General features: G+C 50.0%; 33 protein-coding genes and 1 tRNA gene. 6 read left to right on the forward strand and 28 right to left on the reverse strand.

The window, feature by feature from the left end; all coding sequences use genetic code 11:
- Window positions 1–200: 200 nt before the first annotated feature.
- The 19 genes from JUE30_RS05000 to JUE30_RS05090 form a co-directional block, all read right to left on the reverse strand.
- Window positions 201–746 carry a hypothetical protein gene (locus JUE30_RS05000; RefSeq protein WP_203623890.1) on the reverse strand — a complete coding sequence of 182 codons (546 nt, stop codon included), beginning with the start codon at window positions 744–746 and terminating at the stop codon, window positions 201–203.
- Between the two features lie 25 nt (window positions 747–771).
- Window positions 772–1,698 (reverse strand): Kiwa anti-phage protein KwaB-like domain-containing protein, encoded by a 927-nt coding sequence (locus JUE30_RS05005; protein ID WP_203623891.1) that lies wholly within the window; start codon window positions 1,696–1,698, stop codon window positions 772–774.
- A gap of 380 nt (window positions 1,699–2,078) precedes the next feature.
- Window positions 2,079–2,660 (reverse strand): hypothetical protein, encoded by a 582-nt coding sequence (locus JUE30_RS05010; RefSeq protein WP_203623892.1) that lies wholly within the window; start codon window positions 2,658–2,660, stop codon window positions 2,079–2,081.
- Window positions 2,661–2,766: 106 nt separating this feature from the next.
- Entirely contained in the window at window positions 2,767–3,048 is a 282-nt protein-coding gene (locus tag JUE30_RS05015) for a hypothetical protein (RefSeq protein ID WP_203623893.1), read from the reverse strand.
- Between the two features lie 57 nt (window positions 3,049–3,105).
- Complete coding sequence (locus JUE30_RS05020) at window positions 3,106–3,288, reverse strand: hypothetical protein (RefSeq protein ID WP_203623952.1); 183 nt, start codon at window positions 3,286–3,288, stop codon at window positions 3,106–3,108.
- The gene (locus JUE30_RS05025) at window positions 3,285–3,476 is read right to left on the reverse strand and encodes a hypothetical protein (RefSeq protein ID WP_203623894.1); all 192 of its coding nucleotides are present in this window, start codon (window positions 3,474–3,476) and stop codon (window positions 3,285–3,287) included. Before JUE30_RS05025 ends, JUE30_RS05020 begins: the two co-directional genes overlap by 4 nt.
- On the reverse strand, window positions 3,473–3,808 hold the full coding sequence (locus JUE30_RS05030) for a DUF1642 domain-containing protein (RefSeq protein WP_203623895.1): 336 nt from the start codon (window positions 3,806–3,808) through the stop codon (window positions 3,473–3,475). Before JUE30_RS05030 ends, JUE30_RS05025 begins: the two co-directional genes overlap by 4 nt.
- Window positions 3,798–4,382, reverse strand: coding sequence for a DUF1642 domain-containing protein (locus JUE30_RS05035; RefSeq protein ID WP_203623896.1), 585 nt, complete (start codon window positions 4,380–4,382; stop codon window positions 3,798–3,800). Before JUE30_RS05035 ends, JUE30_RS05030 begins: the two co-directional genes overlap by 11 nt.
- Window positions 4,383–4,479: 97 nt before the next feature.
- Window positions 4,480–4,758 (reverse strand): helix-turn-helix domain-containing protein, encoded by a 279-nt coding sequence (locus JUE30_RS05040; RefSeq protein WP_203623897.1) that lies wholly within the window; start codon window positions 4,756–4,758, stop codon window positions 4,480–4,482.
- A 175-nt stretch (window positions 4,759–4,933) separates the two neighbouring features.
- Window positions 4,934–5,353 carry a RusA family crossover junction endodeoxyribonuclease gene (locus tag JUE30_RS05045; RefSeq protein ID WP_203623898.1) on the reverse strand — a complete coding sequence of 140 codons (420 nt, stop codon included), beginning with the start codon at window positions 5,351–5,353 and terminating at the stop codon, window positions 4,934–4,936.
- Window positions 5,337–6,239 carry a DnaD domain protein gene (locus JUE30_RS05050; RefSeq protein ID WP_203623899.1) on the reverse strand — a complete coding sequence of 301 codons (903 nt, stop codon included), beginning with the start codon at window positions 6,237–6,239 and terminating at the stop codon, window positions 5,337–5,339. Before JUE30_RS05050 ends, JUE30_RS05045 begins: the two co-directional genes overlap by 17 nt.
- A 10-nt stretch (window positions 6,240–6,249) precedes the next feature.
- The gene (locus JUE30_RS11375) at window positions 6,250–6,438 is read right to left on the reverse strand and encodes a helix-turn-helix domain-containing protein (protein WP_125753735.1); all 189 of its coding nucleotides are present in this window, start codon (window positions 6,436–6,438) and stop codon (window positions 6,250–6,252) included.
- 22 nt (window positions 6,439–6,460) lie between these two features.
- Window positions 6,461–7,018 (reverse strand): DUF669 domain-containing protein, encoded by a 558-nt coding sequence (locus JUE30_RS05060; RefSeq protein WP_203623900.1) that lies wholly within the window; start codon window positions 7,016–7,018, stop codon window positions 6,461–6,463.
- The gene (locus JUE30_RS05065; protein ID WP_203623901.1) at window positions 7,018–7,725 is read right to left on the reverse strand and encodes an AAA family ATPase; all 708 of its coding nucleotides are present in this window, start codon (window positions 7,723–7,725) and stop codon (window positions 7,018–7,020) included. The genes JUE30_RS05060 and JUE30_RS05065 overlap by 1 nt, the downstream gene beginning before the upstream one ends.
- Window positions 7,726–7,736: 11 nt before the next feature.
- Entirely contained in the window at window positions 7,737–8,231 is a 495-nt protein-coding gene (locus tag JUE30_RS05070; RefSeq protein WP_203623902.1) for a siphovirus Gp157 family protein, read from the reverse strand.
- Window positions 8,232–8,246: 15 nt separating this feature from the next.
- Window positions 8,247–8,489 carry a hypothetical protein gene (locus tag JUE30_RS05075; protein WP_203623903.1) on the reverse strand — a complete coding sequence of 81 codons (243 nt, stop codon included), beginning with the start codon at window positions 8,487–8,489 and terminating at the stop codon, window positions 8,247–8,249.
- 42 nt (window positions 8,490–8,531) lie between these two features.
- On the reverse strand, window positions 8,532–8,714 hold the full coding sequence (locus tag JUE30_RS05080; RefSeq protein WP_203623904.1) for a hypothetical protein: 183 nt from the start codon (window positions 8,712–8,714) through the stop codon (window positions 8,532–8,534).
- A gap of 100 nt (window positions 8,715–8,814) precedes the next feature.
- Window positions 8,815–9,129 (reverse strand): DUF771 domain-containing protein, encoded by a 315-nt coding sequence (locus JUE30_RS05085; protein WP_203623905.1) that lies wholly within the window; start codon window positions 9,127–9,129, stop codon window positions 8,815–8,817.
- A 416-nt stretch (window positions 9,130–9,545) separates the two neighbouring features.
- Window positions 9,546–9,818 (reverse strand): hypothetical protein, encoded by a 273-nt coding sequence (locus JUE30_RS05090; protein ID WP_203623906.1) that lies wholly within the window; start codon window positions 9,816–9,818, stop codon window positions 9,546–9,548.
- A gap of 78 nt (window positions 9,819–9,896) precedes the next feature.
- Between JUE30_RS05090 and JUE30_RS05095 the strand changes: the two genes are divergently transcribed.
- On the forward strand, window positions 9,897–10,148 hold the full coding sequence (locus JUE30_RS05095; RefSeq protein WP_203623907.1) for a DUF1883 domain-containing protein: 252 nt from the start codon (window positions 9,897–9,899) through the stop codon (window positions 10,146–10,148).
- Here JUE30_RS05095 and JUE30_RS05100 read toward each other — a convergent pair.
- From JUE30_RS05100 to JUE30_RS05110, 3 genes are read right to left on the reverse strand one after another with little or no spacing between them, the layout of a single operon-like run.
- Complete coding sequence (locus JUE30_RS05100; RefSeq protein WP_125753762.1) at window positions 10,141–10,335, reverse strand: hypothetical protein; 195 nt, start codon at window positions 10,333–10,335, stop codon at window positions 10,141–10,143. The genes JUE30_RS05095 and JUE30_RS05100 overlap by 8 nt on opposite strands.
- Window positions 10,336–10,337: 2 nt before the next feature.
- Complete coding sequence (locus tag JUE30_RS05105; RefSeq protein ID WP_203623908.1) at window positions 10,338–11,147, reverse strand: ORF6N domain-containing protein; 810 nt, start codon at window positions 11,145–11,147, stop codon at window positions 10,338–10,340.
- Window positions 11,148–11,165: 18 nt separating this feature from the next.
- Entirely contained in the window at window positions 11,166–11,390 is a 225-nt protein-coding gene (locus JUE30_RS05110) for a DUF739 family protein (protein ID WP_125753768.1), read from the reverse strand.
- A 157-nt stretch (window positions 11,391–11,547) separates the two neighbouring features.
- Here JUE30_RS05110 and JUE30_RS05115 point away from each other — a divergent pair, with 157 nt between their 5' ends.
- A complete protein-coding gene (locus tag JUE30_RS05115; RefSeq protein WP_203623909.1) occupies window positions 11,548–12,312 on the forward strand; it encodes a S24 family peptidase in 765 nt (254 codons plus the stop codon).
- An 87-nt stretch (window positions 12,313–12,399) separates the two neighbouring features.
- Window positions 12,400–12,768, forward strand: a complete 369-nt coding sequence (locus JUE30_RS05120) for a hypothetical protein (protein WP_203623910.1) — start codon at window positions 12,400–12,402, stop codon at window positions 12,766–12,768.
- Between the two features lie 531 nt (window positions 12,769–13,299).
- Here the strand turns inward: JUE30_RS05120 and JUE30_RS05125 are convergent.
- The gene (locus tag JUE30_RS05125; protein WP_203623911.1) at window positions 13,300–13,914 is read right to left on the reverse strand and encodes a hypothetical protein; all 615 of its coding nucleotides are present in this window, start codon (window positions 13,912–13,914) and stop codon (window positions 13,300–13,302) included.
- Between the two features lie 157 nt (window positions 13,915–14,071).
- Here JUE30_RS05125 and JUE30_RS05130 point away from each other — a divergent pair, with 157 nt between their 5' ends.
- Complete coding sequence (locus JUE30_RS05130; protein WP_203623912.1) at window positions 14,072–15,229, forward strand: site-specific integrase; 1,158 nt, start codon at window positions 14,072–14,074, stop codon at window positions 15,227–15,229.
- 125 nt (window positions 15,230–15,354) lie between these two features.
- Here JUE30_RS05130 and JUE30_RS05135 read toward each other — a convergent pair.
- A tRNA-Thr gene (locus tag JUE30_RS05135) sits at window positions 15,355–15,427 on the reverse strand.
- Window positions 15,428–15,513: 86 nt separating this feature from the next.
- Window positions 15,514–16,158, reverse strand: coding sequence for an HD domain-containing protein (locus tag JUE30_RS05140; protein ID WP_203623913.1), 645 nt, complete (start codon window positions 16,156–16,158; stop codon window positions 15,514–15,516).
- A gap of 89 nt (window positions 16,159–16,247) precedes the next feature.
- Here JUE30_RS05140 and JUE30_RS05145 point away from each other — a divergent pair, with 89 nt between their 5' ends.
- Window positions 16,248–16,670: a MarR family winged helix-turn-helix transcriptional regulator gene (locus tag JUE30_RS05145; RefSeq protein WP_203623914.1), complete on the forward strand. Its 423-nt coding sequence runs from the start codon at window positions 16,248–16,250 to the stop codon at window positions 16,668–16,670.
- Here JUE30_RS05145 and JUE30_RS05150 read toward each other — a convergent pair whose 3' ends face one another.
- Entirely contained in the window at window positions 16,671–17,402 is a 732-nt protein-coding gene (locus tag JUE30_RS05150; RefSeq protein WP_203623915.1) for a nitroreductase family protein, read from the reverse strand. It abuts the gene before it with no gap.
- A gap of 33 nt (window positions 17,403–17,435) precedes the next feature.
- Here JUE30_RS05150 and JUE30_RS05155 point away from each other — a divergent pair, with 33 nt between their 5' ends.
- Entirely contained in the window at window positions 17,436–19,973 is a 2,538-nt protein-coding gene (locus JUE30_RS05155; RefSeq protein WP_203623916.1) for an excinuclease ABC subunit UvrA, read from the forward strand.
- 61 nt (window positions 19,974–20,034) lie between these two features.
- On the opposite strand, the gene JUE30_RS05160 is transcribed toward JUE30_RS05155, so the two are convergent.
- Window positions 20,035–20,874: a class C sortase gene (locus JUE30_RS05160; protein WP_203623917.1), complete on the reverse strand. Its 840-nt coding sequence runs from the start codon at window positions 20,872–20,874 to the stop codon at window positions 20,035–20,037.
- Between the two features lie 24 nt (window positions 20,875–20,898).
- On the reverse strand, window positions 20,899–22,554 hold the full coding sequence (locus JUE30_RS05165) for a SpaH/EbpB family LPXTG-anchored major pilin (RefSeq protein WP_203623918.1): 1,656 nt from the start codon (window positions 22,552–22,554) through the stop codon (window positions 20,899–20,901).

Raw genomic sequence — 22,554 nt, forward strand, 5'->3', positions numbered from 1 at the left:
CAAGAAAATCAAGAACACTGCCTATGGTTATAAAAACTGGGATAACTTTATCAACCGTATTTTCCTTGAGCGTGTCTGGTTTAACCCCAAAGCCCACAACCTGGCGGCTTAAAAAAAGAGTACCTAGACCAATTAAGGTATAGATACTCTCATAAATTATGTTCAACTTCACTTGACGAAGAGCCTTTTTTATTTCGACATTACATGTAAAAAATATTAGTTGTTCCCATTTGAGTTGCTTTTGTGTCTTCCAGCTCAAAATCGCCTCGTTGTTTTCTGGTTATGACAATATTCTTTTGATTGTCAAAAGAAAATACATGGAAGCCAAATATTATCAATAAAACATTAAAATATAAAGTATTGTTTTTTGTAAAGAATATTCCTTCAACCGCAATTAGCAAAACATTCATAGCAATTGACGGCCACGATGATGGGTTTAATGAAACTATAGGAACTATAAAAGTTATAAAAAAATTCAAAACCTCAACATCATTTGAATCAAGAATGCCTGTTTTAAATTTCTGCGCTTTTCGTTCGGATTCTTTCTTCAAATGTTGAAGCCATAAAACAAGAATAATTAGTGAGACAATAGAAATCCCTATAAGGAAAGCCCAAAAAGGTGGGTTGAGTTGCCATGTGTTTTTCAAGCTCTTCATCGAAAAGCTTTTCAAGCTATTCAAAAACACCATAATAAATACTGGAACATAGGAAGATAGGAAAATCGTCCACTTAAAAAGTTTCTCCATTTTGTAATTCCTTTCTTCTGATATGTTAACCTTGAATATTGCTGCGATCGTCGATCCCTTTTCGATGACCCAACAACGTCTTATAATAAGCATCTTGCATCAAGTTAATAAAGTTTCCCACTTGTGTACTATCCTCATAAATAATTTTTCCTTTAGAAGGGTCAACCTTTATGTCCAACTTAAATTCATCTATTACTTCTTTTGTTGCTGTAAGATCTCTTGTAAATAACGCAACATCGCCATCATCAGATAACTTAGCAAGTCTTTTTACATATCCAGCATTCTCAAGTGCTACATTTTTTAAAGCATTAAAATTTTCAATAACTTTACTAAGCTCTTGACTCTTAAGAATTGTATTTGCTTCATCGGCAAATTCATTTTTTAAATGAAAAATGCGCTCAAAAGAAATATGCTGAAAAATAAAAACGTCATCTTCAGAGACTATCAAGTCTACAGAGCCATCCGTTGCCAATAAATCCTTTTCTACAAATTCCTTAAAAGTTCCAGCTTGCAGTTTACCAGCAAATCCCTTCTTCAAATAGGTAAGCTTCTTCGTTCTCTTAAAACTATAAATATTTTTTGTTTTCCCATCTTTGTCGGTATAAGTAAAGTCATAGACAAAAAAGTCGAAGTTGTCCGGAGAAAACCTATAAGCTTGCGCAGGACTAGCAAAACTGTCACAGACTATACTCATATTTTTTTCATAGGCCTTGACACTAGCAACTTCAACAGTCTCATCAATTTTTCCAATGATGTTATATGCTTCTTGGTCTTTTGATTCCATCGCTTCGACATTATCCAGAACTATTTGACGAATTTGAGATTCTAATATCTTTTGAATAGTTGGTGATACAGTCGTTACTTTCGTACTTGTAGCATTCCAATGGCATAAATGCAAAGAGACATCGGTCTTTGCATCCCTCAGGGTCTTGCCCATATCAGCTAATTTCATATCAACATCTCCCAAATATTGTTTGTGACCTCAGTATAGCAAAAATGGTGGTGGGTGGGTTCCCATCACCAACAAACAATATTTGGATGTACCAGTATTATATTCAAACGTTAGTTCGCAAGTCAACTAGTACAACGCAACCTTCGGGAGTCGAACCCGATAATAGAGGCCACAAAGTTAATCCTTTGGTTGCTGCTCGCTCCCCCGTCAGCCGGGATCTTCGCAAGCTATGCTCCGCGCCGGAATCGAACCGGCAGCCATGCGTGGCTTCCACATCGGAGCTACCTATCCACGGAGGCATGATCACCGCGAATCGGGTTGGAACATCACAAAATGAAAGAAGGCGTGCCTCAGGTTCTCACCTTTGGCACAATACAATATTAGCACGCCATTTCAGGGTAGATGTCCGCTCTTTGTCCGCTCTTTGTCCGCTCTTTGTCCGGTGTTTGTCCGCTGTTTGTCCGGACCAGCAATCCATGGTCACCAACCGGCCATAGTCCGGCAAAGGTATACAACGCGTCTTTAAGCGCATCGTAGTATCCGCTTTTCTCATATCCAGAATCAGCGATTAACAGCTCTACAGCAATGGGCCGCTTGATGTAATAGTCCTTCAGTATGTTTCGCCGAGCATCATCTTCGATGCACTCGATTGTCTTTTCGCAGACTTCTACGTACGTTTCATCATCCAAATGGTTGGTAATCTTTATTTCCATAACGTTGCCGATTGATGATGATCTTGGCATACCGTCAAGTGATGGCGACTGGATAGAAGCCTTGACCCGTGACCTTTGCTTTCGTCTACGATAGTCTTCTAGCACATTGTCAGCTTCAGCCACAGACGCTTCATAGTCCCATGGGCTCACAGCACTAGCTGTTGTCTTTCTCACTTGCGCATCACTCCTTTCCCAATTAGCCCAGAACCACACGCCCACCAAGGCTATGAACAGCATAACGGCAATCAACGATCATGCCACCAGTTGTAAATTAGCCAGATAGCAAGCGCGGTGAGGCCGATAATTGTCGCGATGGCCTCGAACCAGAACTTGATTCCGAGATAATCATATAAGCTCATTTCTCCGCCTCCACATATGTCTTCTGAAAAATATCGTCAGCAATTGGCCAGTGCTCGCCGTTGATACCCGTTGCGATCCAGTCCCCATCATGCAGGATAAGATCGCCTTCAAGAGTCACAATAATAAAGTGACCATGATAACGGTCAATGCCGTACGGATGAGCCAATGCTTCCCACTGATCAGGGTTGTGACATGCACGATATTTTTCTTGCCATTTAGCTTCGTTAAATTGCTCCGCCTCAATGGTTGCCGTTTTCCGATATTTCTTTGCTGTCATAGCTTGACTACCTCCAAAGTTTTCTCAACGCGCCAGACACCCAGCGTCCATGTACTCCTACTCAAATTCGATTGCTGGTGTGTTCAGGTGCTCAATCAAGCCAAGGCGTTCCAACCGCTCATGGTTGAGACGCTCGCAGTATAAATCTGCTTCGTACTGAGACCTGAATTCCTTGATTTTGGTTTCGCCATTGCGGCCCACAATCTTGAATTTCATTTTTTTATCAATCTCTCGTTTCATTTATCCATCTCCTCACCTAAACATTCCATAACCTCGGGCTTGTGGTCGTAAAACCAGCCATAAACCACGTCAGATAGCTGGTTGTCTCTTAGTAAGTCCTCGATGAAGTCTGTGTCGTCAATTATCAGCTCTACCAACTCGTCGAAATTGTCATCACATAGCTTGTCGAACTTTTCTTCACTCATCATTTTTCCGCCTCCCACTGGCCTAATACCCAAGCTCTAGTAAATGTGTCCTGATTGTCGAGCATCCATTCCTCAGCCTCGCGAAGCTGTGGGCATTCGTGCCAGTCATCGTCAACGTCTTCGTACAGGTTCCGCCAGACTTCTCCGATGGTCTCATCGTTCTGCTGGAACCACTCAATCGCATACGCCACGGCCTGCGGAATCACCGGCAGATCATCTGGTACGGCGGCATCATAACGGCAGCGTAATTCGGCGTCTAACGCACCATCGTCCTTTGATAGCAAAAGCTCATCAAGCGCATTCTCGAACACGTCCCGCTTCGTCTCATTGCTCATCGTCAGTCACCCCCACGCGTTCGCATCCATGCAAGCCGTAGTGCTCAATCTCAGCCTCGGTGAACCAGGTCAATTCAAGCTGGCAACCACTTAATCCAGTATCTCGAACTGGGAATGTGTCACTGCGATTGTGGTGTTTGAGCTTTGACTCCGGTGAATACTTCTGAAAAATCCAACCGTCAGCGTATGGCACCTTAAGTTGATAACGTTTCTCCTTCGCCACCGTGTAGCCATTTACCAGCGCATGGATTAGCCGGCGCTGTTCTTCTGAGTCATAACGAGCAGCAAGATAACTAAATGGATTGGCCACAGCGTGTGGTTCGCTTAGTGGCTTAAGCGCCCGGTCAAGATCGCCTGCTTCCTTCTCGCTCACCACCTTCAGCTTTGGGGCCTCGGCCAGCTCAACGACATAGGCGTTAGACAATTCCCAGCATTCGATGTCATCATCTGCATCTTCAAAAGTGTCATAAAACGTGGCTTGAGATAGATGGTCAACCCAGTCATTGTATTCGTCCGAATATAGCCATTCACCTTTATCATTTTTAACTGCGTAAAGTTTTTCTTTATCTGTCATGCTTGCTTCCTCCCAATCGCCCATGCTGCCCAGCCAATGATGTAAATGGCAGCTACCGTGGCAATGTCCCAATACTTCCACACCGTGACGACCAAACTCACAAAATCATCCATTGCTTGTTCTCCTCGTAGTATTCAGGCCCGATGGGACTCACAAGCTCGTCAAAAGTAATATTCATCACCTTGGCACACTCATGAAGCGCTGGCGAGCCAAGCTGGTCAAGCCTGTCTCGATTGACAAAATTGCTAACTGCCCCGGCCGAATGTCCAATTGCACGTGCGAAGTCCTTAACTTCGATATTGTGCCAGTCTAGATAGTTAAAGATCCGCACCGCCGCATTTGCTTTCGGATTATTTTTCATAATTTCGCCTTTCATGACTCGCAGCCGATTTTCGACACTATAACGGGCTCGCTCAGTGTGATGTGTACACGCTGCCGGTCGCTCTGTGCCGCCCCATGCTTTGTTTGCCGATTAATCCACTGATAGCAAAGTTCCTTGTATTTGGCCGTGAAGTAAGACTTACCGCTCTCGAAGCCAATAACTTGATAACTCATAGTTCCTCTACCTCAATTTCTACCCGCGGTGTGTCGCTGTACCATTTGCTAACATGCATCTCAACGATTTGGTTGTCGTCTACCCACACGATCCCGGTCAGCGCATCAGACACCGCTTTGTAATAGTTGTCTGTATCCGGCTTAACAGTCGGCCTGATAATGCCATCCCGTTTTTGCCGTTTAATAAGCTTGCTACCGGCTTTTTGAATGCCCCTGTATACTTTCACGCTTATCCTGATAGAACCCGTCATAGGCTCAATATGGAGCTCCTGCCGTGCAATCTGCTTAATGTATTCTTTGTAGCCACGTGACTTGGGCGGATCATACGCACTTACATACTTTCCTCGCCGAGAAAACCTAGGCCGTCCTTGAGCAACCGGTTCACCGGGAATAGTTAATTTAACTGCTGGTTGCATTTCTACTCCTAAGTTGTTCTAATTCCTTGAGTTTCTCCGCTAGCTCCGCTTTATCTTCTGCGCTGACCTCTTGCTTCGGCGGATGGTAGCCTGCTTGCATCCACTCTGGAACGGCCTCCTGTCTCAGTGGCTTGCCGTAACGCGCTTGCTGTGTTCGCGGAGCGCTGGCTCTTGCCACCTCTGCGTGTTCCTTTGCAGCAGCCTCTGCCTGTTGCACGGTATTGATTCCCTGTTTACGATAACCATCGAAGACCCGTTCAAGGTACTTATCAGCTGATCGATTCTGCACATCGCGCCTTGCCGCATACTCGATGACCCAAGTAACCAGATCATCGCCAAACTCGTCTATCCACGTCATCAAGTCTTGCTGGGCGATTGCATTTGGGAATCCCCATATCTTCTGCCAACGAGACCAAGACGTGAGTTCGGTGTCGGCCTTCCTACTACTCTTTCTTTCATTCTTATCATTCTTTACATTCTTGTTAGTTGTCAGTTGCTTGTCAGTTGCTTGTCGATTGCTTGTCAACTCGTTTGTCACTTCTTCAATTGATGACTGGTACTTTGCCCAGTTGACAACGGTTATAAGCCTCCCAGAGTTTGTCGATTTGCTTGTCAAAAATCCGACCGTTTCAAACTTAGCCAAAGACGTCCTAACAGCTCTAATGCTGACGCCTTTCCCAGACTCTCCCTTGATTGACTCAAGCGATGTGACCATTTGCCCCGGCTTGGCCACAAACTTCTTGCCTTGCCATATCCACTTACGTTCCTTGTGATTGGCCATCAATAGCAAGGTGATCATCACGACCTTCTGAACTGGTGTGCAGTCAATCCAGAGGTCGTCATCTAGCAATACTCTGTACAGCTTGATCCAGCCTCCGTCTGCCATGCAATCACCTCTACTTCCATTCGATTACGACCCGAAAGCCTAACACCTTGCCTAACGCGTTCAGGGTTTTCATCTTTGCGTTGCGTGTTGTTGTTTCGATTGTGCAGATAGTTGACTGGGGCACGCCGGACTTATCTGACAGTTCTGATTGCGACAAGCCTAGCGCCAAACGACGGTTACGAATTTCATATCCTGTCATAGTTATTCACACTCACTTTTAGTTAGAAAGGTAAATCGTCATCACTGACCGAAATAGGTTGCCCGTCGTTGGCAAATGGATCGGCCGTATTGGCTTGGCTTGCTTGTGCCGATGTGCCGAAAGATGGATTAGAATTTGAAGAAGACGCATCTTTGCTGTCTTTCCAACGGTGCTGAAGTTGTGGGAAAGCGGTTGGCTCCCACTTCTTGATATGTGGATATGTCTTACCGTTATATTCTTCGTTCTTGACGGTCACCTTAACGGCATGTCCCGCAAAATCACGCAGCATTGCTGCAAGGTCAGCCCACGCTTTATGATCTGGAATGCCAGCATTTTTACCAATCATGAACAAGTAGCCCATTGCATATTCTCCAGTGTCTTTCTTTGGATATTGGTTGTCGAAGATGTGCTTGTTCTGATACTTTTGCGGAACGTCATTACGTACGATTAGATCGAACTTGATAAACTCACGGTTCTTGAAGTTATCAAATCCAAAGTGGTTAATAACGCATTCGTAAACGCCGTCTTGGATGTCCCCGTTGCCTTCTGATGCCTGTGAGTAATCCATCGTAATAGCCATTATTTGCCCTCCTGTGTGCTTGATTGTTGATTTCCAAATTCAAATAGATCTTTGATCGAAACTAATGTCCGATTGTCTAAGCGGTTCTTTGCGTAGACCGCGTCCGTGCCTTCCAGAATGACGCCACGACCGCCCGTCTTGGGATTGATGACAACACGCCCCACAACGTCTGTCAGGCCCAATAAGCCGTCCCGCACGCTGTCACGGATTGCCGGTGCATACTGGCTGAACTGCTGTCCAGTCTCCGAAGTGATGTCTCGGGTGTTCTCCCATGCGGTCACCAGCACGTTAATCGGCGCGTCCATGAACACCGTGGTTAGAATGCGGGCAAAGTAATTCGTCCACTGACCGTAGTCCTGAATCTCATTACCGATGCCGTTTTTACTGGCACGGCCACGCTCCACGAACCAGTCCTTCTCGAACGCTGACACGTTGTCGATGACCAGATTGTCATAGCCTGCTAGCCGCTCAGCTAGGCCGGTCAGGAAATCTTTCCATTCTTCGCTTGGCTTACTCCGGTCGAATGGTTGTACGTCGATGTTCGGCGCACCAGCAAGTACCTTGGAACTGTCGTCCAAATCTAGTACCAGCGTCTTACCTGTCAGATTGCGAATCGCCGACGTCTTGCCGACACCCGGCTTGCCATAGATCAACACTCGCCACTTAGTAGTACGGTCGATTGATTCGGCGTGTTTAATTGGTTTCATCTATTGCCCTCCTACTTGATTACCAAGTGATAACCGCGCGGCTTTAATTCGGCACCAACAATCTTCTTTCCCGCTTCCAGTCGCTCGCGGATATTGCTCATGTCAGGTTGGAATACTTGCTTCCATCCGTCAGCTTGTAGACTGTCTTCGTGGATGACAATTGGCTGCTTTCCGCCATTCTTCTGGACGCGGATGTAAGTGTCGTCAGTTTCAATGGTCGGAATTTTGTATTCCAGCATGCGATCCAGCACAATCTCAAACATCTTGTCAGCTAAGGCTTCATTGCTCTTCATCCGCTGGGTGAGAGACTTTACCTTTTCCTTCTGGCCCATTGCCAGGGCTCGTGCGTTCTCACCAACGTGTGTATAGGCAACTAACTTTTCTTGCAATGAGCCGTCAACGATTGAATCCACGCTATCGGTAAACGTTTCCTCGTCGATGTCGCCATTAGAAAACTTTGCAGACAGTTCTGCAATCTTCTGGTCAATGCTGTATAATGTGTCCATGGATTAATTTCCTTTCTATTTGTCAGTCGTTGATGTTCCAGCGTCAGCGGCTTTTTGTTTTGCCTCGAAGTCTTCCATGGCCTCCCGGCGCTTGCTCTCATCCAGGTTGATCAGACGCGTGTACGTGTCTGTCGCCTGCACCAGCCGGCCGGCAAAGTATGAATCATCGCCTTCGGCACGGTCTACATAGTCCCTAGCATTAATAACGTCCTTCAGTAGTTCCTCCATAATCTCTTCACTAGTCAAGTAAATTAGCATTGTTCTTTTCCTCCTTTGCGTGCTTCGTTCATCTCATATGCTTTAAGGTTCATAAGGCTTCATTCCCTTCTCCCACTGCAGGTAGTCGTACAGCTGACTGTCACGCACGATGTCGTCATCGATTAGCCAGTACTCTTGGCTGGGGTCGATAGGCTCGTCCTGCCAGTCCGTCTCCGGTGGGTAGATCGTAGCCGGATCATCGTTCGCATATCCCTCATTGCTCAACGCAACCACCCCTTCTCTTTGTGCGTTCCCACGATGCCGATCAGCCAGCCTATCATGCCGGCGGCCAGCAGTGCGCCAACCAAATGCAAGATACTTATCGTCATGACTTAGCCTCCTTCGCTATGTTGCGGAACTCTTTACGCATGAACTCGCTGAACGCCAGCGGTTCAAACCGCCAGCCAATCTGACCGCGGTAGTTGAATGCGAAGCCGTCAAGTTGCCGCTGAAACCTCGGCTTGTTGAGCACGTGTTCACTCAGCCACGTAGGTGTGACACCGTAGCGGTCTTGAACGTCCTTTGCTGACCACCAGCGGCGATAGTCGGGTTCGTGCTTGAACTGGTCGGCAACGGATCGATCCACGGCTGTTTTGATTGCCTCCTGAATTAATGGCATCAGGTCTAATGTTGGTGGCATATCTGATGCCTCCTTTTTGTGGGATAATTCACCTCGAAGGGAGGTGAAAAATATGAAACTTACGATTCTTGAAATGCAGGTCTTAGAATTTGTAATGTCCCGACGGAAAATTGAATACAAACCCTGGTACTCATCCCATGAAGGCTTATTCAGACCCACTTTTTTCGACTCTGAAGCAAGGTGTGGCTGGATTAATCGAGACAAACTTTCCCCTGTATTTGAAGATTTGCTATTGGGTCGGTTAGCCGTCTTATTCCCGTGGTCTTTGGAAGATTCCAATGACCATGACCTAAGTGCGCCACTCGAAATCGTTGATGTCATTCTGAAAAACGAGCGAACGCATCAAAGCGAGTTTGAAGGCCCCGGAAATCTACCACTGGGTGTTGACCAACAACGCTTAGCAAACCTGGCTACGGTTACTTTCCAAGACCATCTTCAGCTAGACTTTGTTTCACTAGATCAACCAAGCTATGAGCTGGTTGGGTTTGAACAAAGTTAGCTTCTGCAACTAGTCGATTGTGTGTGTATTGAAGGGCTGCATATACTGTAAAGTATGTGAGCCCTTTTTGTTTACGGATAACATCCATAATCTGATTGCTTAACTCTTCTGAGCCGGGCACAATGTGCCCTGATGCACCATTTAATTCATCAGCAACCTTACGAAGATACTTGTATTCTTTTTCGTTCATATCTATACGGCCTCCTTTCTTTTGGCCTCCTCCAGACCGATAATCAGGTTATCTGATGATGAAAGGAGGTGAAAATTAATGGCACAAATTCCTTATTACGACAATCCGAGCGGATCTTTAGCTGTTACGGTTGAACTCCAGCACGCTGCAGATGTTTACTTGGTGGATCAAGCAAATTTCAACGTTCGACAACGTGGCGGTCGTTTCCAGTATTTTGGCGGCCACTATGACCAAACGCCTGTGACAATTCGGGTGTCTGGATCGGGACGCTGGTATCTGATTGTCGATAACGGGTCAGGCGAACAATACCGTTACACCTGGTCTAAATAGTTGCATTGTCTTGAAAGTGAGACTTCACACGAGCCACAACGGATTCGAAGTTGGCAAATGTGAAGCCTTTTTGCGCGAGCAGATCAATGACCATTTCAGTAACTTGGTCTTCGACTTCTTTGTCCTGTACCTTCTTTACCGAAGCAAGATGTTCAGCACTACGCTCACCCTTTGCATGTTCGTTCATATCTATACGGCCTCCTTAGCTGAATTAATTGCCTTTGCAATAGCCTTGACACCTTCATCGAAGTACAGCCATTGCGGTACTTCCTTGTCGCTGTGCTGTGACTTGCTGTTTGCCCAGCGGCCATACTTGTTCTGGCCCGGCTGTTCGGCCTTAATTCCCAGTCGGTTAGCAATGCGGCCCACCTTGTTGGCTGTGGTTCCAAGCTTCTGGGCGACCGCCGTTGCGCTGTACTCCTTCTTGAGCAACACGGGAATGGTCATCTCACCGGTGATTGCTTCCGCAGCCTTGGCCAACAGCGCCTGCTTGGACGTTTCGGACTTGGTTTGCATGGCGATACGGTAAAGCAATGCTCCCTTGCGTGTTTGTGCATTCTCGCTCATGATCTCAAGCCGCTTAGCGGAATCGATACGCGGCTGTGTTGCCTTGGCCTCCGCCCGCATGGTGAAGTACCCATCGACCAACTGGTCATATACTTCCCAAGCCTTGTCGTCTTCGAGAATTTTCAGAAGCTTGGAGTAGCCACGCTCGGAAAGCAGATAGATATTAGCTGAGTTCGAAGCGGACTGTTTGGTGAACCCGAAACTCAATGGCTCAAACCCATCGAGTTTTTTTAGGTCTAGAATATCGATGCCATCTTTGAAACGTTTACGGTTGTCATTGATACGTCGATTAATCTCACCAAGTGGCTGTTCATGAATCAACGCGATGTCCTTAACCAACATCGCCTTTTTGTTCTTACCGAATCCGCCTTCGATACCGGTGAATTCGATATGGCCGATATGCTCACGACCGATTACTTTTAATTCGTTCATTACTATGCCTCCTTGTGTTCATGCAACGTGAACCTTTTTCTTAAAAAAATAATCTGGTATGTCTCTAACGTCTGCGTGCAGCACCGACATTGCTTTTTCAATATCGCTATCGCGCCATGATGTTTTCCCATTCAGCTTTAGAGATATGCTGCGTTCTGACAGCCCCATGGCAATCGCAAAGTTATATTGTGTGCCAAACTGCTCTGTGATCTTTCCCAGAAGTTTAGAATAGTCATAGCTCATTGTCCGTCCTCCTTTCCAGTTCATTACTCATGAACTTTATGAACTTATCATATCAGCGGCTAGTATGTCTGTCAACACAAATATTCATGTTTCGTGAACTTTTCTGTTGAACTTATGTTCATTCGCCGGTATACTTCTAATTAAGGAGGTGCTTTAGATGAAGTCAACAACAGCTCAACGGCTAAATCAGTTAATGACAGACCGCGGACTAAAACAGGTCGATATTTTGAACATGTCCAAGCCCTTCCAAAAGTCTCTTGGCATTAAAATGGGGAAAAGCACTCTTTCCCAATACGTTAATGGGGTTCAGTCACCCGACCAAGATCGTATTTATTTACTAGCACATACTCTTAACGTTAGTGAGCCTTGGCTGATGGGGTTCGATGTCCCCCAAGAACGTCGATCGAGCAAAAAGAACCGCGAGGCTTCCACTGACATACTCCCCATATACAACAAGCTCCACCCCGCTCGCCAGCAGAACGTGTACACCTATGCGGAAGATCAGCTCAAGCAACAGCAGAACGAGAATATTGTCCCGTTACCAGAACAGCGTGAGATTGTTTGCGGGCGTGGCACGGCAGCCGGTGATCCTATCGATGGCGCCACACAGGACGCTGAGGTGCGTAGGACGCGCGTCAATGTTAACGACATCCCAGCTAGTGCAGATGAAATCGTGACCGTTGAGGGTGACTCGATGGAGCCAGACTACCCGAAGTATTCGCAGATATTTGTTCGATGGCAAGACACGATCGATGACGGCGATCTGGCCGTTGTCCGTGTGGCTGACGAAGGTGTCACATTCAAGCAGGTATCCCGCGATTATCAACAAAAGAAAATTGTTCTCCACTCACTGAATGACAAGTATCCCGACAGATACCTCGATCCCGAAGATGTCAGCATCATCGGTGTTGTGCTGAACTAACCCACTAAGCAGCAGGCACGGGCAGGACGTGCCGTGGGCTTACGTCCAAGCGTGATCGACGTTAAAAGCTGCTCGGAGGATTGTCATATGAAAGTTACAAAATTGGTTGTTGGGATATTACAGATTGTCTTAGCACTTGTTATCTTGCTTCAATCGTGTGCAGTTGGTGTTGGTAATGCCATAGACGAATCAAAGGATGTCGGTGGTAGCGCAGGATTCATTGTCGCCATATTGTTCATCGCAACCGGCACCGTCTACATTGCTACGCGCAAATCAGATAAGCTTGGTGGCGACATCGCAGGATTAATCATGATGCTGATTGCATGGATTTTTGCCATTAGCAACGCACACGTATACTCTGACCTACAAATTTGGGGTTGGCTATCATTTATAATTGGGGTCGGGTTCTTCGCATGGCATCTCATTGTCATTAAGAAGACAGTGAACACTAAATAGATCTAAACAAAGCGTGCCGTTCCCTATCATCGGTGTTGTACTGAACTAACCCGCAACAGTATCGGGCCCGTGCAACTCGGGCCGCGGGCGTTAATCTGAAAGGAGAATCGATATGAAGATCAAGAACTTATATATGTATGCAGCATGTTTGGTTTGTCTCGTAGTCGCTTTGATTTCGCTGTACGTCGTTGTATCTGGAATATCCGAGCTTATATGGTTTGACAAGTCCGCGCAGCCTGGAATCTACCTCTACCAGCAACTATTCAGCGGGGCCATCATGCTGGTAGTATCCTCGTTGCTATTCGTATTCCACTGGCACCACGCAGACAAGTAACACCTGCGTAACAAAGCCCGTCTAGCGGCAGGACTGTGCAAGCCAGTCCGCGGGCTTACGCCCAAACTGGACGCAAAACAAAAAGCCCCCCGCTAGACGGGAGACAGAAAGCGTAATTCAAATGCCCAAACCAGTGGATCCAAAGTTTCCTACTCACGAGACCAGGAATAGTCCTAATAAATCAGTTGTCGCCCCGCCTAGCCGACCTTCTGTTCCTCAATCAGGACAGAAGTAATGTAATATTTAAGCGCGCTATTCGCGTCGATATACAGATCTTTGTACTGGCCAGCTGACTCGACAGATTGTTCGGTATCATGAATCGGATCTTTGGGAAGGAGCGGTCGAAGATTAACGTCGCCAGACAGATTCCCAGCCTTATCAAAGTTGGCTAGGTATCCAGATGCGACCTTGTGGCCTTGAAAGTCAAATATATCTAACCGTGTCCAAGCACCCGGGTCTTGAGTAAATGCCTGCTCTCTAGCAGTCATCGTGTTATAACCGGCCGGGTTCTGATCATGGTGTTTACGCCAAGCCCCGTATGCTACGGTGACGCCCATTGTGCCTAAAACTGTGATTAGAACAGAAACTATCGTCTGCGCAATCATTGGCATTTCAGAAAACGCCAACGTGATGACGGCGCTGTATCCAAGATACTGTAAATATGCTACTAGTCCCAGAACAACTCGGCATAGGTTAGCTTCACTTGATGACAAGTAACTAGTTACCACGTCATGACTTTGCAACCAGTTTAACCCGATAAATCCAAGAACCCCTGACAGTGCCAAGGTTTGAAGAAAATACGAAGCGCTCAAAGTTTCACCTTATTTCAATTTGATTGAATTTTCTTCATCATTATACCACACAAAAGGCGCCTACCCCATACCTTGGCCGGTCGGGTAGACGCTAGGACAAACAGCACCACGAGTGCGCTCTTTGCGTACCCCAGTATATCACATGGAGGTAGATATCATGGCATCATTTCGGAAACGCGGTAAGACATGGGAATACAGAGTCTCCTACACCGACAATCACGGCGTAAAACAAGTGATCTCCAATAGTGGATACCGCACCAAAGCACTGGCAGCTATGGAAGCTGCAGAAATTGAGCGGAAATATCGACGCGGCGCCCAGATGGATAAGATGGACATTTCCCTGTTAGAATACTGGGACACTTGGATTGGGGCATACAAACAGGGCAAGCACGCCATGATCACCGAGAGTCGTTACAAGACGCTACGGAAGGCACTGGAAGGCTACTGGGGTGATCATAAACTCCGCGAGATAACCAAGAGCGATTGGCAAACCTTTCTTAACGACTATGCAGCCGGTCCGACTGACCCCAAGACACACGAGCGCAAACCACGATCAAAAGATTTAGTCGGCCGACTAAATGGCTATGTGCGCACGATGGTCAACAACGCCATTGACGATCAAATTATTTACTCAAATTTCACCCGTGGTGCTGTTAATCCAGGACACCAGGGGAAATCTGCAAGCCTTAAATATTTAGAGGTGGCGGATTTTGCCAGAGTCAAAGCATACGCCTTCAACCATGCTTCACTATCTGCAATTACATACTACGTGATTGCGACCGGAATCATGACTGGCGCGCGCATTTCTGAAATTCTCGCCCTGCAATGGACGGACTTGGATTTCAAAAATAAAACTGTCTCTATAAGTAAATCATGGGACTATGTCCATAATACGGGATTTAAGCCCACTAAGACGCCATCAAGCGTGCGTACCATCTCTGTACCGGATGACCTTCTAAAACTACTGAAACAGCTAAAATATGAGCAATACGCGTACAATTTAAAGACGGGCCGGCGAGATGACAAAAATCTCATCTTCCGTAATCCACTGGGCCAGGTCCCTGGTGAGTACGGGTGTAATAAGACATTGCATGCTGTTGAAGACCGTTTGGACATCCATCCCCGGATTACTTTTCACGGACTGCGTCATACTCACGTGTCCTACCTCATCAGTAATGGCTGCACGATCACATACATCTCCCACCGACTGGGTCACTCAAATATACAAATCACTTTGACGACATATGCCCACCTGCTGAAGGACTTTGAAAACGAACAGGCCTCAAAAGCCGTACTGGCGCTGGCTGAGCTCTGAACTTTTTGTCCCACTTTTGTCCCACTCGGCTCAAAAAGCGACGAAAATCAACGAAAAGAAAAAAGCAGGAATGCCTTTATATAGGCGTTCCTGCTACTCAACGAAGACCAACAAAGTACAAAAAAAGCCGTTTACCGGATTTGAACCGGTGACCTCATCCTTACCATGGATGCGCTCTACCTGCTGAGCTAAAACGGCATGGGGTTGTTTACCTAAAAACAACTGCCTAAACAATATACTATATATCCCCAGTGCCTTGCAACCCTACACGCCTAAAAAGTGCCTCATTTTTCGCCACGCCACTCGGCGCCAAACTCAGCCAGGTAATCTGTCATCACCTGCTGGCGATGCGCGGCGAGCCGGCGAGCGGCTGGCGTGTTCATCTGAGCGGCTAAGTGCAGGAGCTTTTCGTGAAAATGGTTGATGATGGTGCTTTCGCCTTGCCGGTAGCTGGCCGCGTCCAGCTGCGTGCGCGGCGGCAAGGCCGGGTCGTACAGGCGGGTAGCATGCGCGCCGCCGTACATCATAGTACGGGCAATGCCGATGGCGCCGATGGCATCCAGCCGGTCGGCGTCTTGCACCAGCTGACCTTCCAGACTTAGCGGCTGTTTACACGCCAGACTGGCCTTGAAACTCATGTGATCGATGATGGCGAGCACGGCGGTTCTCTGTGCCGCCGTCAATCCGGCTGCGGTCATCGCCGCCACGGTCCGCTTTTTGGCTGCGGCCACATCGGCCACCAGTTTATCGTCGTACGTATCATGCAGGGTCGCCGCCGCCAGCGCGATGGTCGCATCGGCAGCCGGCGTGCCTTTGAGCAGCGTCTTAGTGGTCGCCACCACCCGGCGAATGTGGTCCATGTTGTGGCCGCTCGCGTCTTTGCCAAGCACCTTTTGTGCGTAGGCCATCAATTGTTCTTCTTGGGTCATCAGCCGCTCCTTTTCCTTTGCGTTTCACGCCTTCATCTCGGTATGCTTAAGATAGTGACCGAAAGCCCGCCGCGAAAGGACGTGGTACTGTGAAATTGCGCCATTTACAAATCAATCAGACCCTGAATCAGTTTAGCCGCCTGACGCCCAGCGACGGCGCCGAGGGCCGCCCCGTTGCCCAGCAGAACCTGCTGTTTTGGGTTGCGGCGGAACCGGTGCCGCCAACGCCCACTGAGCTTGCTGAGGCGATGGGCTTGTCCAAGGCGGCGATCACCAAAATGATGGGGCCGCTCCTCGATGATCAGCTGCTCATGAAGACCATCGACCCCGATGATAACCGCAGCTTCACCCTGACCCTCACTGAGGATGGCAAGCAGGCGGTGCGGGACATGAGCGATGACTACTTCAAGCCGATGAACGCGCTGCGCGAAGGCCTCGGCAAAAAGAAGTTCAACAAGCTGATCAATCTGCTCGATCAGGCTAATGAGGTCCTGGTCGGCGCCGATGAGTGATCACTGCGGCAGGTGAAAGCCCTGCTCGCGCAAAATCTGACCGATCTCCAGGCGATGATGGAGGTCGGTTTTTGTATACGCCAAAAGGCTGTCGGTGAACGTCTCCTCGCGGGCGTTCCACGCCCGGGTCCGGTAATAATTGTTCAGGGTGGTATCATAATCTTTAAGGTCTTGGGCAGCCGGATAGGCGTTTTCACCGACCACAGCGGCGTGCGGCAGCCGCGGCTTCTGCTGCGGTGCTTCCGCCGGCACGCCGACCATCAGGCCGAGCACTGGGAACGTGAAGCGCGGCAAGGCCAGCAAGGCGAGCATCTGCCGCGGATCATTCAAGACGCTGCCCAGGAAGCACCCACCCAGCCCGTTTCGCTCGGCTTCAGCCAGCACATTCTGCGCGGCCAGTTCAGCGTCGGCAACGCCGCCGAAAAAGCCGGCCCAACCGGTAAAATGAGCCGCCTGTTCTTCTGTCAGGTGAGCAGTTTCGATATTGCGGTACTGGTCCAGCACAAACACGTAAAGCAGACCCTCACCTGCCACAAACGGGCAGTTCGTGAGGTCTGCAATGCGCTGACGCTTTTGCGGATCGGTCACCTTAATCAGCGTGACCTGCTGCAAGAAGTTGCTTGAGGCTGTCGCCTGGGCCACGTCCTCCAGGGTCTGCTGCTGCGCAAGGCTCGGAGCCGCACTGAATTTGCGAATGCTGCGGTGATGCAACCCGCTATGATTATTGGTCATAAAAGTCACTCTTTTCTCAAAGAAGGTTTTCTAATGTCTAAGTCTACCACGATTCCAGAAGCAATTAAGGTGCGCGGGGCAGCCGTGCACAATCTCAAGCACCTCGACGTTGACATCCCCCTGCACAAGCTGGTCGCCATCACCGGCCGCTCCGGCTCCGGCAAGTCCTCACTGGCGATGGGCGTCCTGTACGCGGAAGGCATGCGGCGGTATGTGTCCGCCTTGTCGACCTACACCCGGCGCCGCCTGGGCCAGGTCGGCCACGCGCAGGTCGAGTCGATCGAGCACATTCCCAGTGCCATCGCGCTGCGCCAGCGGCCCGTCGTGCCTGGCATACGCTCCACCGTCGGCACCACGACCGAGGCGCTGAATGTGCTGCGGCTGGCTTTTTCCCGGCTCGGCTCGGTGCGCTGTCCCAACGGCCACCAGCTGCCACCAACGCTGACGATCGCCCGCCTCATGGATCTGCCGAATCAGCCAGGCAGCGGCATGGGCATGTTGACCTGCCCCGTTTGCGGGGCGCAATTTAAGGCCTTTGGCGCCGAGGACTTCGCCTTTAATGCAGCTGGCGCCTGCCCCACCTGCAACGGCACCGGGGTCGCGCGCACCCTTGCGCCAGAGCGGCTGATTCCTGATCAATCGCTGACCATCCGCCAAGGGGCCGTGGCTTCATGGCGCCTGCCTGGCCGCAATTTTATGATGAATGTGGCGCAGCAGATCGGCATCGACATCGACACGCCGTTCAAGGATCTGCCTGCGGCTCAGCAAGAAATGGTCTGGCACGGCAAAAAGCAGACCTACGCTATCAACATTCCGTCCAAGACTGGCAAAATTTTCCACATGAACAACGCGATGTACGAAAATGCCTTTAACGCCGTTGAGGACTCGATGGCCACCACCACTAACGAGCGGGCCATCACCCGCCTGAACCGGTTCTACCGCTTCGACGTCTGCCCGACCTGCCATGGCTCCCGCTTTCGTCCAGAGCTCCTGCACCAGCTAATCAACGGCAAAAACATCGCCGAGGTCTCAGACATGACTCTCAGCGAACTGGAAGCCTTCATTCCGACCATCTACACCTGGCTGCCGGATGACATGCAGGCGCTGGCGCACGATGTGCTGCGCGAGCTGACCACGGTGCTCAAACCGCTTATCGACCTCGGCCTGTCCTACCTGCAACTCAGCCGCGCCGGCGCGACCCTGTCCACCGGCGAGCTTCAGCGCATCCAGCTGGCCCGCACCCTGCGCACCCAAACTACCGGCGTCCTTTACGTGCTGGATGAGCCTTCCATCGGCCTGCACCCGGCTAACGTCGCCGGCCTGATCGACGTCATGCGCAGTTTGGTCAACCAAGGCAACTCAGTCGTTGTGGTCGACCACGACACGGCCATCATTGACGCTGCCGACGAGGTGCTGGAAATCGGCCCTGGGGCCGGTGAGGCGGGCGGTCGCTTGCTGAATCAAGGCACGCCGGCCGCAGTCGCCAAACAGTCGAACTCACTGATTGGGCCGTACCTGACCGGCCGCGCCAAGATGATCGTGCGCCCAACCGCTGAGGCAAAGACAACCACCGCCAAAAAGTGGTACGGCCTGACCGTCACGGACCGGTTCAACCTGCACAACCTGACCGTTCAGTTTCCGGTCAACCAGCTCAGCGTGGTGTCTGGCTTTTCCGGCGCCGGGAAGTCGACGCTGGTCTTTGACGCGCTGGTGCCAGCGCTGACGGCCACCAAAACCAACCCGGCCCCGAGTTTTGTCAAAGACCTGCACCGCGGCGGGCTACGGCGAGTCGTGGCCATCGACGCCAGCCCAGTCGGCAAGAATGTGCGCTCCACCGTTGCCACCTACACCAACATTTTGGACCGCCTGCGCGACTTGTTCGCCAGCTTGCCGGAAAGTCAGCAGCGCGGCTACACCGCCAGCAATTTTTCCTACAACGTCACTGCCGGCGCGTGCCCAACCTGCGGGGGCACCGGGCAGATCAGCTTGGACATTCAGTACCTGCCGGATATGCAGCAAGTCTGCCCGACCTGTGGCGGCCGCCGTTACAACCCAGAAGTTCTGGACGTAAAGTGGCACGGACAGTCCATCGCGGATCTGCTCGACTTGTCGGTCGACGCCGCGCTGCCTGTCTTTAAAGGCGAGGCTGCCATCGAAGCGACGTTGCAGACACTGCACGACATGGGCCTTGGCTACCTGCACCTCGGTGAAAGCACCCCGTCCCTATCCGGCGGGGAGGCCCAGCGGTTGAAGCTGACCGCCCACATGGGCCGGACCCAGAAAGGCACCTTGTTTGTGTTTGATGAGCCTTCCGTCGGTCTGCATCCCCTGGACGTGGCGACCCTGCTGCAAGTGTTCCAGCGCCTGATCGACGCCGGCGGAACCGTTTTGACCATCGAGCATGACTTGGATGTGCTCGCCAACGCGGATTACCTGCTCGATCTTGGGCCGGAAGGTGGGCGGTTCGGTGGCCAAATTGTCACCAGCGGCACGCCAAAAGAAGTTGCACAAAGCACTGACGGCCACACTGGTGCCTTCCTCAAGGCGCACCTGGCCAAATTTACCCATTAAGGCACAGAAAAACGCACCGGCTCGCTTGGCTAACAAGCTTGTCGATGCGTTTTAAGTTTGGCTACGGCACCCGCCGATGCTTCTTGACGGCGCGCACAATGAGCGTGATCACCAGGGCGACTGCCGCCACCGCAACGGCGATGATCCCAATGTTCTGCCACCAAGCGCGGCGGTTGCCGCGGTCGGCCTCCTTGGCGGTCGCCTCAGAGTACGGCACCCGGTGACCGGTGACCAGCAGGCGGTGAGAATTGATCCCCACCGGGGTGCAGGTCATCAGCGTGGCCAGATCCCGTTCCGCCTCGATCTTGAGGCTGGACGTGTCATCGGGCTCGATCACCTTGATCTGGTGGACCTTGTAAGCCAGGTGCTTGTCGTTCACCGTGATGATGAACTGCTGCCCCTTGTTCAGGTCCTCCAGGTCATCGAACAGCGTCTTGCTCGGGACCCCACTGTGCGCCGAGATCACCGTGTGGGTGCTCTTGCCCCCGGTCGGGTAGCTGGTCCCTGGCAGCACGACGGCGCCAGAGGCCAGCAGGGTGTCACTGACGGTGTCGTACAGTGGCACGTTGACCTTCAACTTGGGGATCGTGACGGCGCCAATCAGGTGCTTCTTCAGGGCGCTGACGTCCTGGATCCCTTTACCCGGCTGCCGGAAGACATCGGCGTTCGGCCGCATCCCGGTTTCTGCCAGGCGCTTGTTGAATTCCTTTTGTGCCTTCTCGCGGTCCGCGGCGTTCTTTTTCGCGGTTTCGGCGTCCCGCTTGAGGCGGTATTCCACCACCACGAAGTTGACGGCACGGGCCACGAACGGATAAGCGAAGACGGCCAAGCCAATGAAAAAGACGATGATCACGAGCAGGTCCGTGAAGAGGGTCGCTTTTTTACGTTTCTTTTTGGCCATCCAGCCTCATCTCCGTTTCGTTGATTACGCGCGGCGCTTCTTGATCATCACCGCCGTGCCCATCGCTGCCGTCCCCACGATCAGGAAGGCCACGATGCCCATGGAACCAGTGATCGGCAGAACGCCGTCGATCGGGGTGTTTTCAACTTCGGCATACAGATTATTATCGGTGTTCAGTTCAAGCTTGCCATCTGCCCCTTTGGTGATCGAGAAATCCAGCGGGGTATCAGACTTAGCGTAGCCGTCTGGCGCCTTGATTTCGTGCAACTTATAGTCACCGGTTTCTAGCCCTCTGATTTGCAGGTTACCCTCGTTACCTACTGAACTACCCGTTTCAAAGGTTGTCCCTGTCTCATTCCAGACAATGTCATCCGTTGCGTACACCCCATCGACATTCTTGAGGGTTGCCTTACCATCAAACTCGGCATACTCAGTGATATCACCGCGTTGGCGTGAAACCTTAAAGGTTGCACCGGCCAGCTTAATATCGTCGTCATTGGAGTCTACCTTAGTGAACTTGTAGCCCCCGGTTTCAACTTCCTTAGCCTTGGCCACAATTGATTCATCACCAAGCGTTACCCCGAATTCGTTACCGATATCTTGAGTCGGTACCGCATATTCGTTAATCACAACAGTATAGGTAAACTTCACCTGCGTGCCGGCAATCGCATTCAGCAGTTCAGTCAGCTTATCCTGATTAGCCGTTGCAAAGTCAATATTGTATGTAAACCCAGCCTTGCTATTTGCGTCACCTGATATGATTGTTCGTTGTGCTAAATCAGTGAAGAGCTGCGTCACGTCCTCCCCATCGGCTTCGATTTTATCAATTCCTTTAAGGGTCGTTCCCACTTCGGTCATTTGGTCCTTGATGTTAAGCTTATTGTAGAGGTATTCTCCGTTGGCTTTCTTATCTTTAATGTTACCCGGAATATTCACGCGAGCATCGTATGAAATTTCTTCACCAACTTCGAAGTTATAGACCTTTTCATCTGAAGAATTTTCATCCTTGGTGTTTGTGATTTGCTTTTCGATGGCACTATTTTTGGCATACAGGTGAATATCCTCGAAGTACTTACCCTCATCGTCCGTGATAGGCATCCCAAAAACTAGCGGCAAGCTCATGAACATGTTGCTGTTACCTAGCGTTTCGCTCCGAACTTCTTCAGCTAGGTAGATTTGATACTTATCACCCGTCTTGGTGACCACGTTATTAAACTTGGCAACACCATCATTGCCTGTGATCACACTGTCGCCCTTTACAGCACCGGCGCCAATCCAGGTGCCCTTGTTTTGCGACCATTCATGACTAATTTGCGTTGTTGCTTTCTTAATCGCCTCTGTCAAAGTCAGTGATTCGTCTTTTTCCATCAAGTCCGGTACCATGGAATCAACTAACCCACGAATGTTATAAAGATCAAACTGAACACCCGGAACAGGCTTTGAGCCTTCAAAAGTCATCTGCGCCCCAGTGTTTTGCTGAGGGGTTGAATCAGCATCAAGGAAGCTGAGCTTATGTACGTTGACGGTGACCGTTTCCGGTAGCTTATTGTCTGTCTTAGCCTTCGCCGCCGTGGTCACGTTTGGGGAAGTTGCGGCAACTGTGGTCATCGTGGTGAGGGCCATCGAGCAAACCATCAGGCCTGCCATCGTGAAGCGAGTCAGTTTAGTTGCTTTTGTCAT

Origin of the sequence: Lacticaseibacillus sp. 866-1 (assembly GCF_016861825.1) — a bacterium.
GTDB lineage: Bacteria > Bacillota > Bacilli > Lactobacillales > Lactobacillaceae > Lacticaseibacillus.

Coding starts and splice junctions, on each gene's coding strand:
- JUE30_RS05165 (WP_203623918.1), bottom strand. CDS start 22,554: ATGACAAAAGCAACTAAACTGACTCGCTTCACGATGGCAGGCCTGATG.
- JUE30_RS05075 (WP_203623903.1), bottom strand. CDS start 8,489: ATGCTAATTTACTTGACTAGTGAAGAGATTATGGAGGAACTACTGAAG.
- JUE30_RS05035 (WP_203623896.1), bottom strand. CDS start 4,382: ATGACAGATAAAGAAAAACTTTACGCAGTTAAAAATGATAAAGGTGAA.
- JUE30_RS05150 (WP_203623915.1), bottom strand. CDS start 17,402: ATGACCAATAATCATAGCGGGTTGCATCACCGCAGCATTCGCAAATTC.
- JUE30_RS05095 (WP_203623907.1), top strand. CDS start 9,897: ATGGCACAAATTCCTTATTACGACAATCCGAGCGGATCTTTAGCTGTT.
- JUE30_RS05140 (WP_203623913.1), bottom strand. CDS start 16,158: ATGACCCAAGAAGAACAATTGATGGCCTACGCACAAAAGGTGCTTGGC.
- JUE30_RS05020 (WP_203623952.1), bottom strand. CDS start 3,288: ATGAAACGAGAGATTGATAAAAAAATGAAATTCAAGATTGTGGGCCGC.
- JUE30_RS05105 (WP_203623908.1), bottom strand. CDS start 11,147: ATGAACGAATTAAAAGTAATCGGTCGTGAGCATATCGGCCATATCGAA.
- JUE30_RS05040 (WP_203623897.1), bottom strand. CDS start 4,758: ATGAAAGGCGAAATTATGAAAAATAATCCGAAAGCAAATGCGGCGGTG.
- JUE30_RS11375 (WP_125753735.1), bottom strand. CDS start 6,438: ATGACAGGATATGAAATTCGTAACCGTCGTTTGGCGCTAGGCTTGTCG.
- JUE30_RS05120 (WP_203623910.1), top strand. CDS start 12,400: ATGAAAGTTACAAAATTGGTTGTTGGGATATTACAGATTGTCTTAGCA.
- JUE30_RS05130 (WP_203623912.1), top strand. CDS start 14,072: ATGGCATCATTTCGGAAACGCGGTAAGACATGGGAATACAGAGTCTCC.
- JUE30_RS05060 (WP_203623900.1), bottom strand. CDS start 7,018: ATGGCTATTACGATGGATTACTCACAGGCATCAGAAGGCAACGGGGAC.
- JUE30_RS05115 (WP_203623909.1), top strand. CDS start 11,548: ATGAAGTCAACAACAGCTCAACGGCTAAATCAGTTAATGACAGACCGC.
- JUE30_RS05085 (WP_203623905.1), bottom strand. CDS start 9,129: ATGCCACCAACATTAGACCTGATGCCATTAATTCAGGAGGCAATCAAA.
- JUE30_RS05015 (WP_203623893.1), bottom strand. CDS start 3,048: ATGACAGCAAAGAAATATCGGAAAACGGCAACCATTGAGGCGGAGCAA.
- JUE30_RS05005 (WP_203623891.1), bottom strand. CDS start 1,698: ATGAAATTAGCTGATATGGGCAAGACCCTGAGGGATGCAAAGACCGAT.
- JUE30_RS05110 (WP_125753768.1), bottom strand. CDS start 11,390: ATGAGCTATGACTATTCTAAACTTCTGGGAAAGATCACAGAGCAGTTT.
- JUE30_RS05100 (WP_125753762.1), bottom strand. CDS start 10,335: ATGAACGAACATGCAAAGGGTGAGCGTAGTGCTGAACATCTTGCTTCG.
- JUE30_RS05155 (WP_203623916.1), top strand. CDS start 17,436: ATGTCTAAGTCTACCACGATTCCAGAAGCAATTAAGGTGCGCGGGGCA.
- JUE30_RS05070 (WP_203623902.1), bottom strand. CDS start 8,231: ATGGACACATTATACAGCATTGACCAGAAGATTGCAGAACTGTCTGCA.
- JUE30_RS05090 (WP_203623906.1), bottom strand. CDS start 9,818: ATGAACGAAAAAGAATACAAGTATCTTCGTAAGGTTGCTGATGAATTA.
- JUE30_RS05160 (WP_203623917.1), bottom strand. CDS start 20,874: ATGGCCAAAAAGAAACGTAAAAAAGCGACCCTCTTCACGGACCTGCTC.
- JUE30_RS05050 (WP_203623899.1), bottom strand. CDS start 6,239: ATGGCAGACGGAGGCTGGATCAAGCTGTACAGAGTATTGCTAGATGAC.
- JUE30_RS05030 (WP_203623895.1), bottom strand. CDS start 3,808: ATGAGCAATGAGACGAAGCGGGACGTGTTCGAGAATGCGCTTGATGAG.
- JUE30_RS05065 (WP_203623901.1), bottom strand. CDS start 7,725: ATGAAACCAATTAAACACGCCGAATCAATCGACCGTACTACTAAGTGG.
- JUE30_RS05045 (WP_203623898.1), bottom strand. CDS start 5,353: ATGCAACCAGCAGTTAAATTAACTATTCCCGGTGAACCGGTTGCTCAA.
- JUE30_RS05000 (WP_203623890.1), bottom strand. CDS start 746: ATGGAGAAACTTTTTAAGTGGACGATTTTCCTATCTTCCTATGTTCCA.
- JUE30_RS05025 (WP_203623894.1), bottom strand. CDS start 3,476: ATGATGAGTGAAGAAAAGTTCGACAAGCTATGTGATGACAATTTCGAC.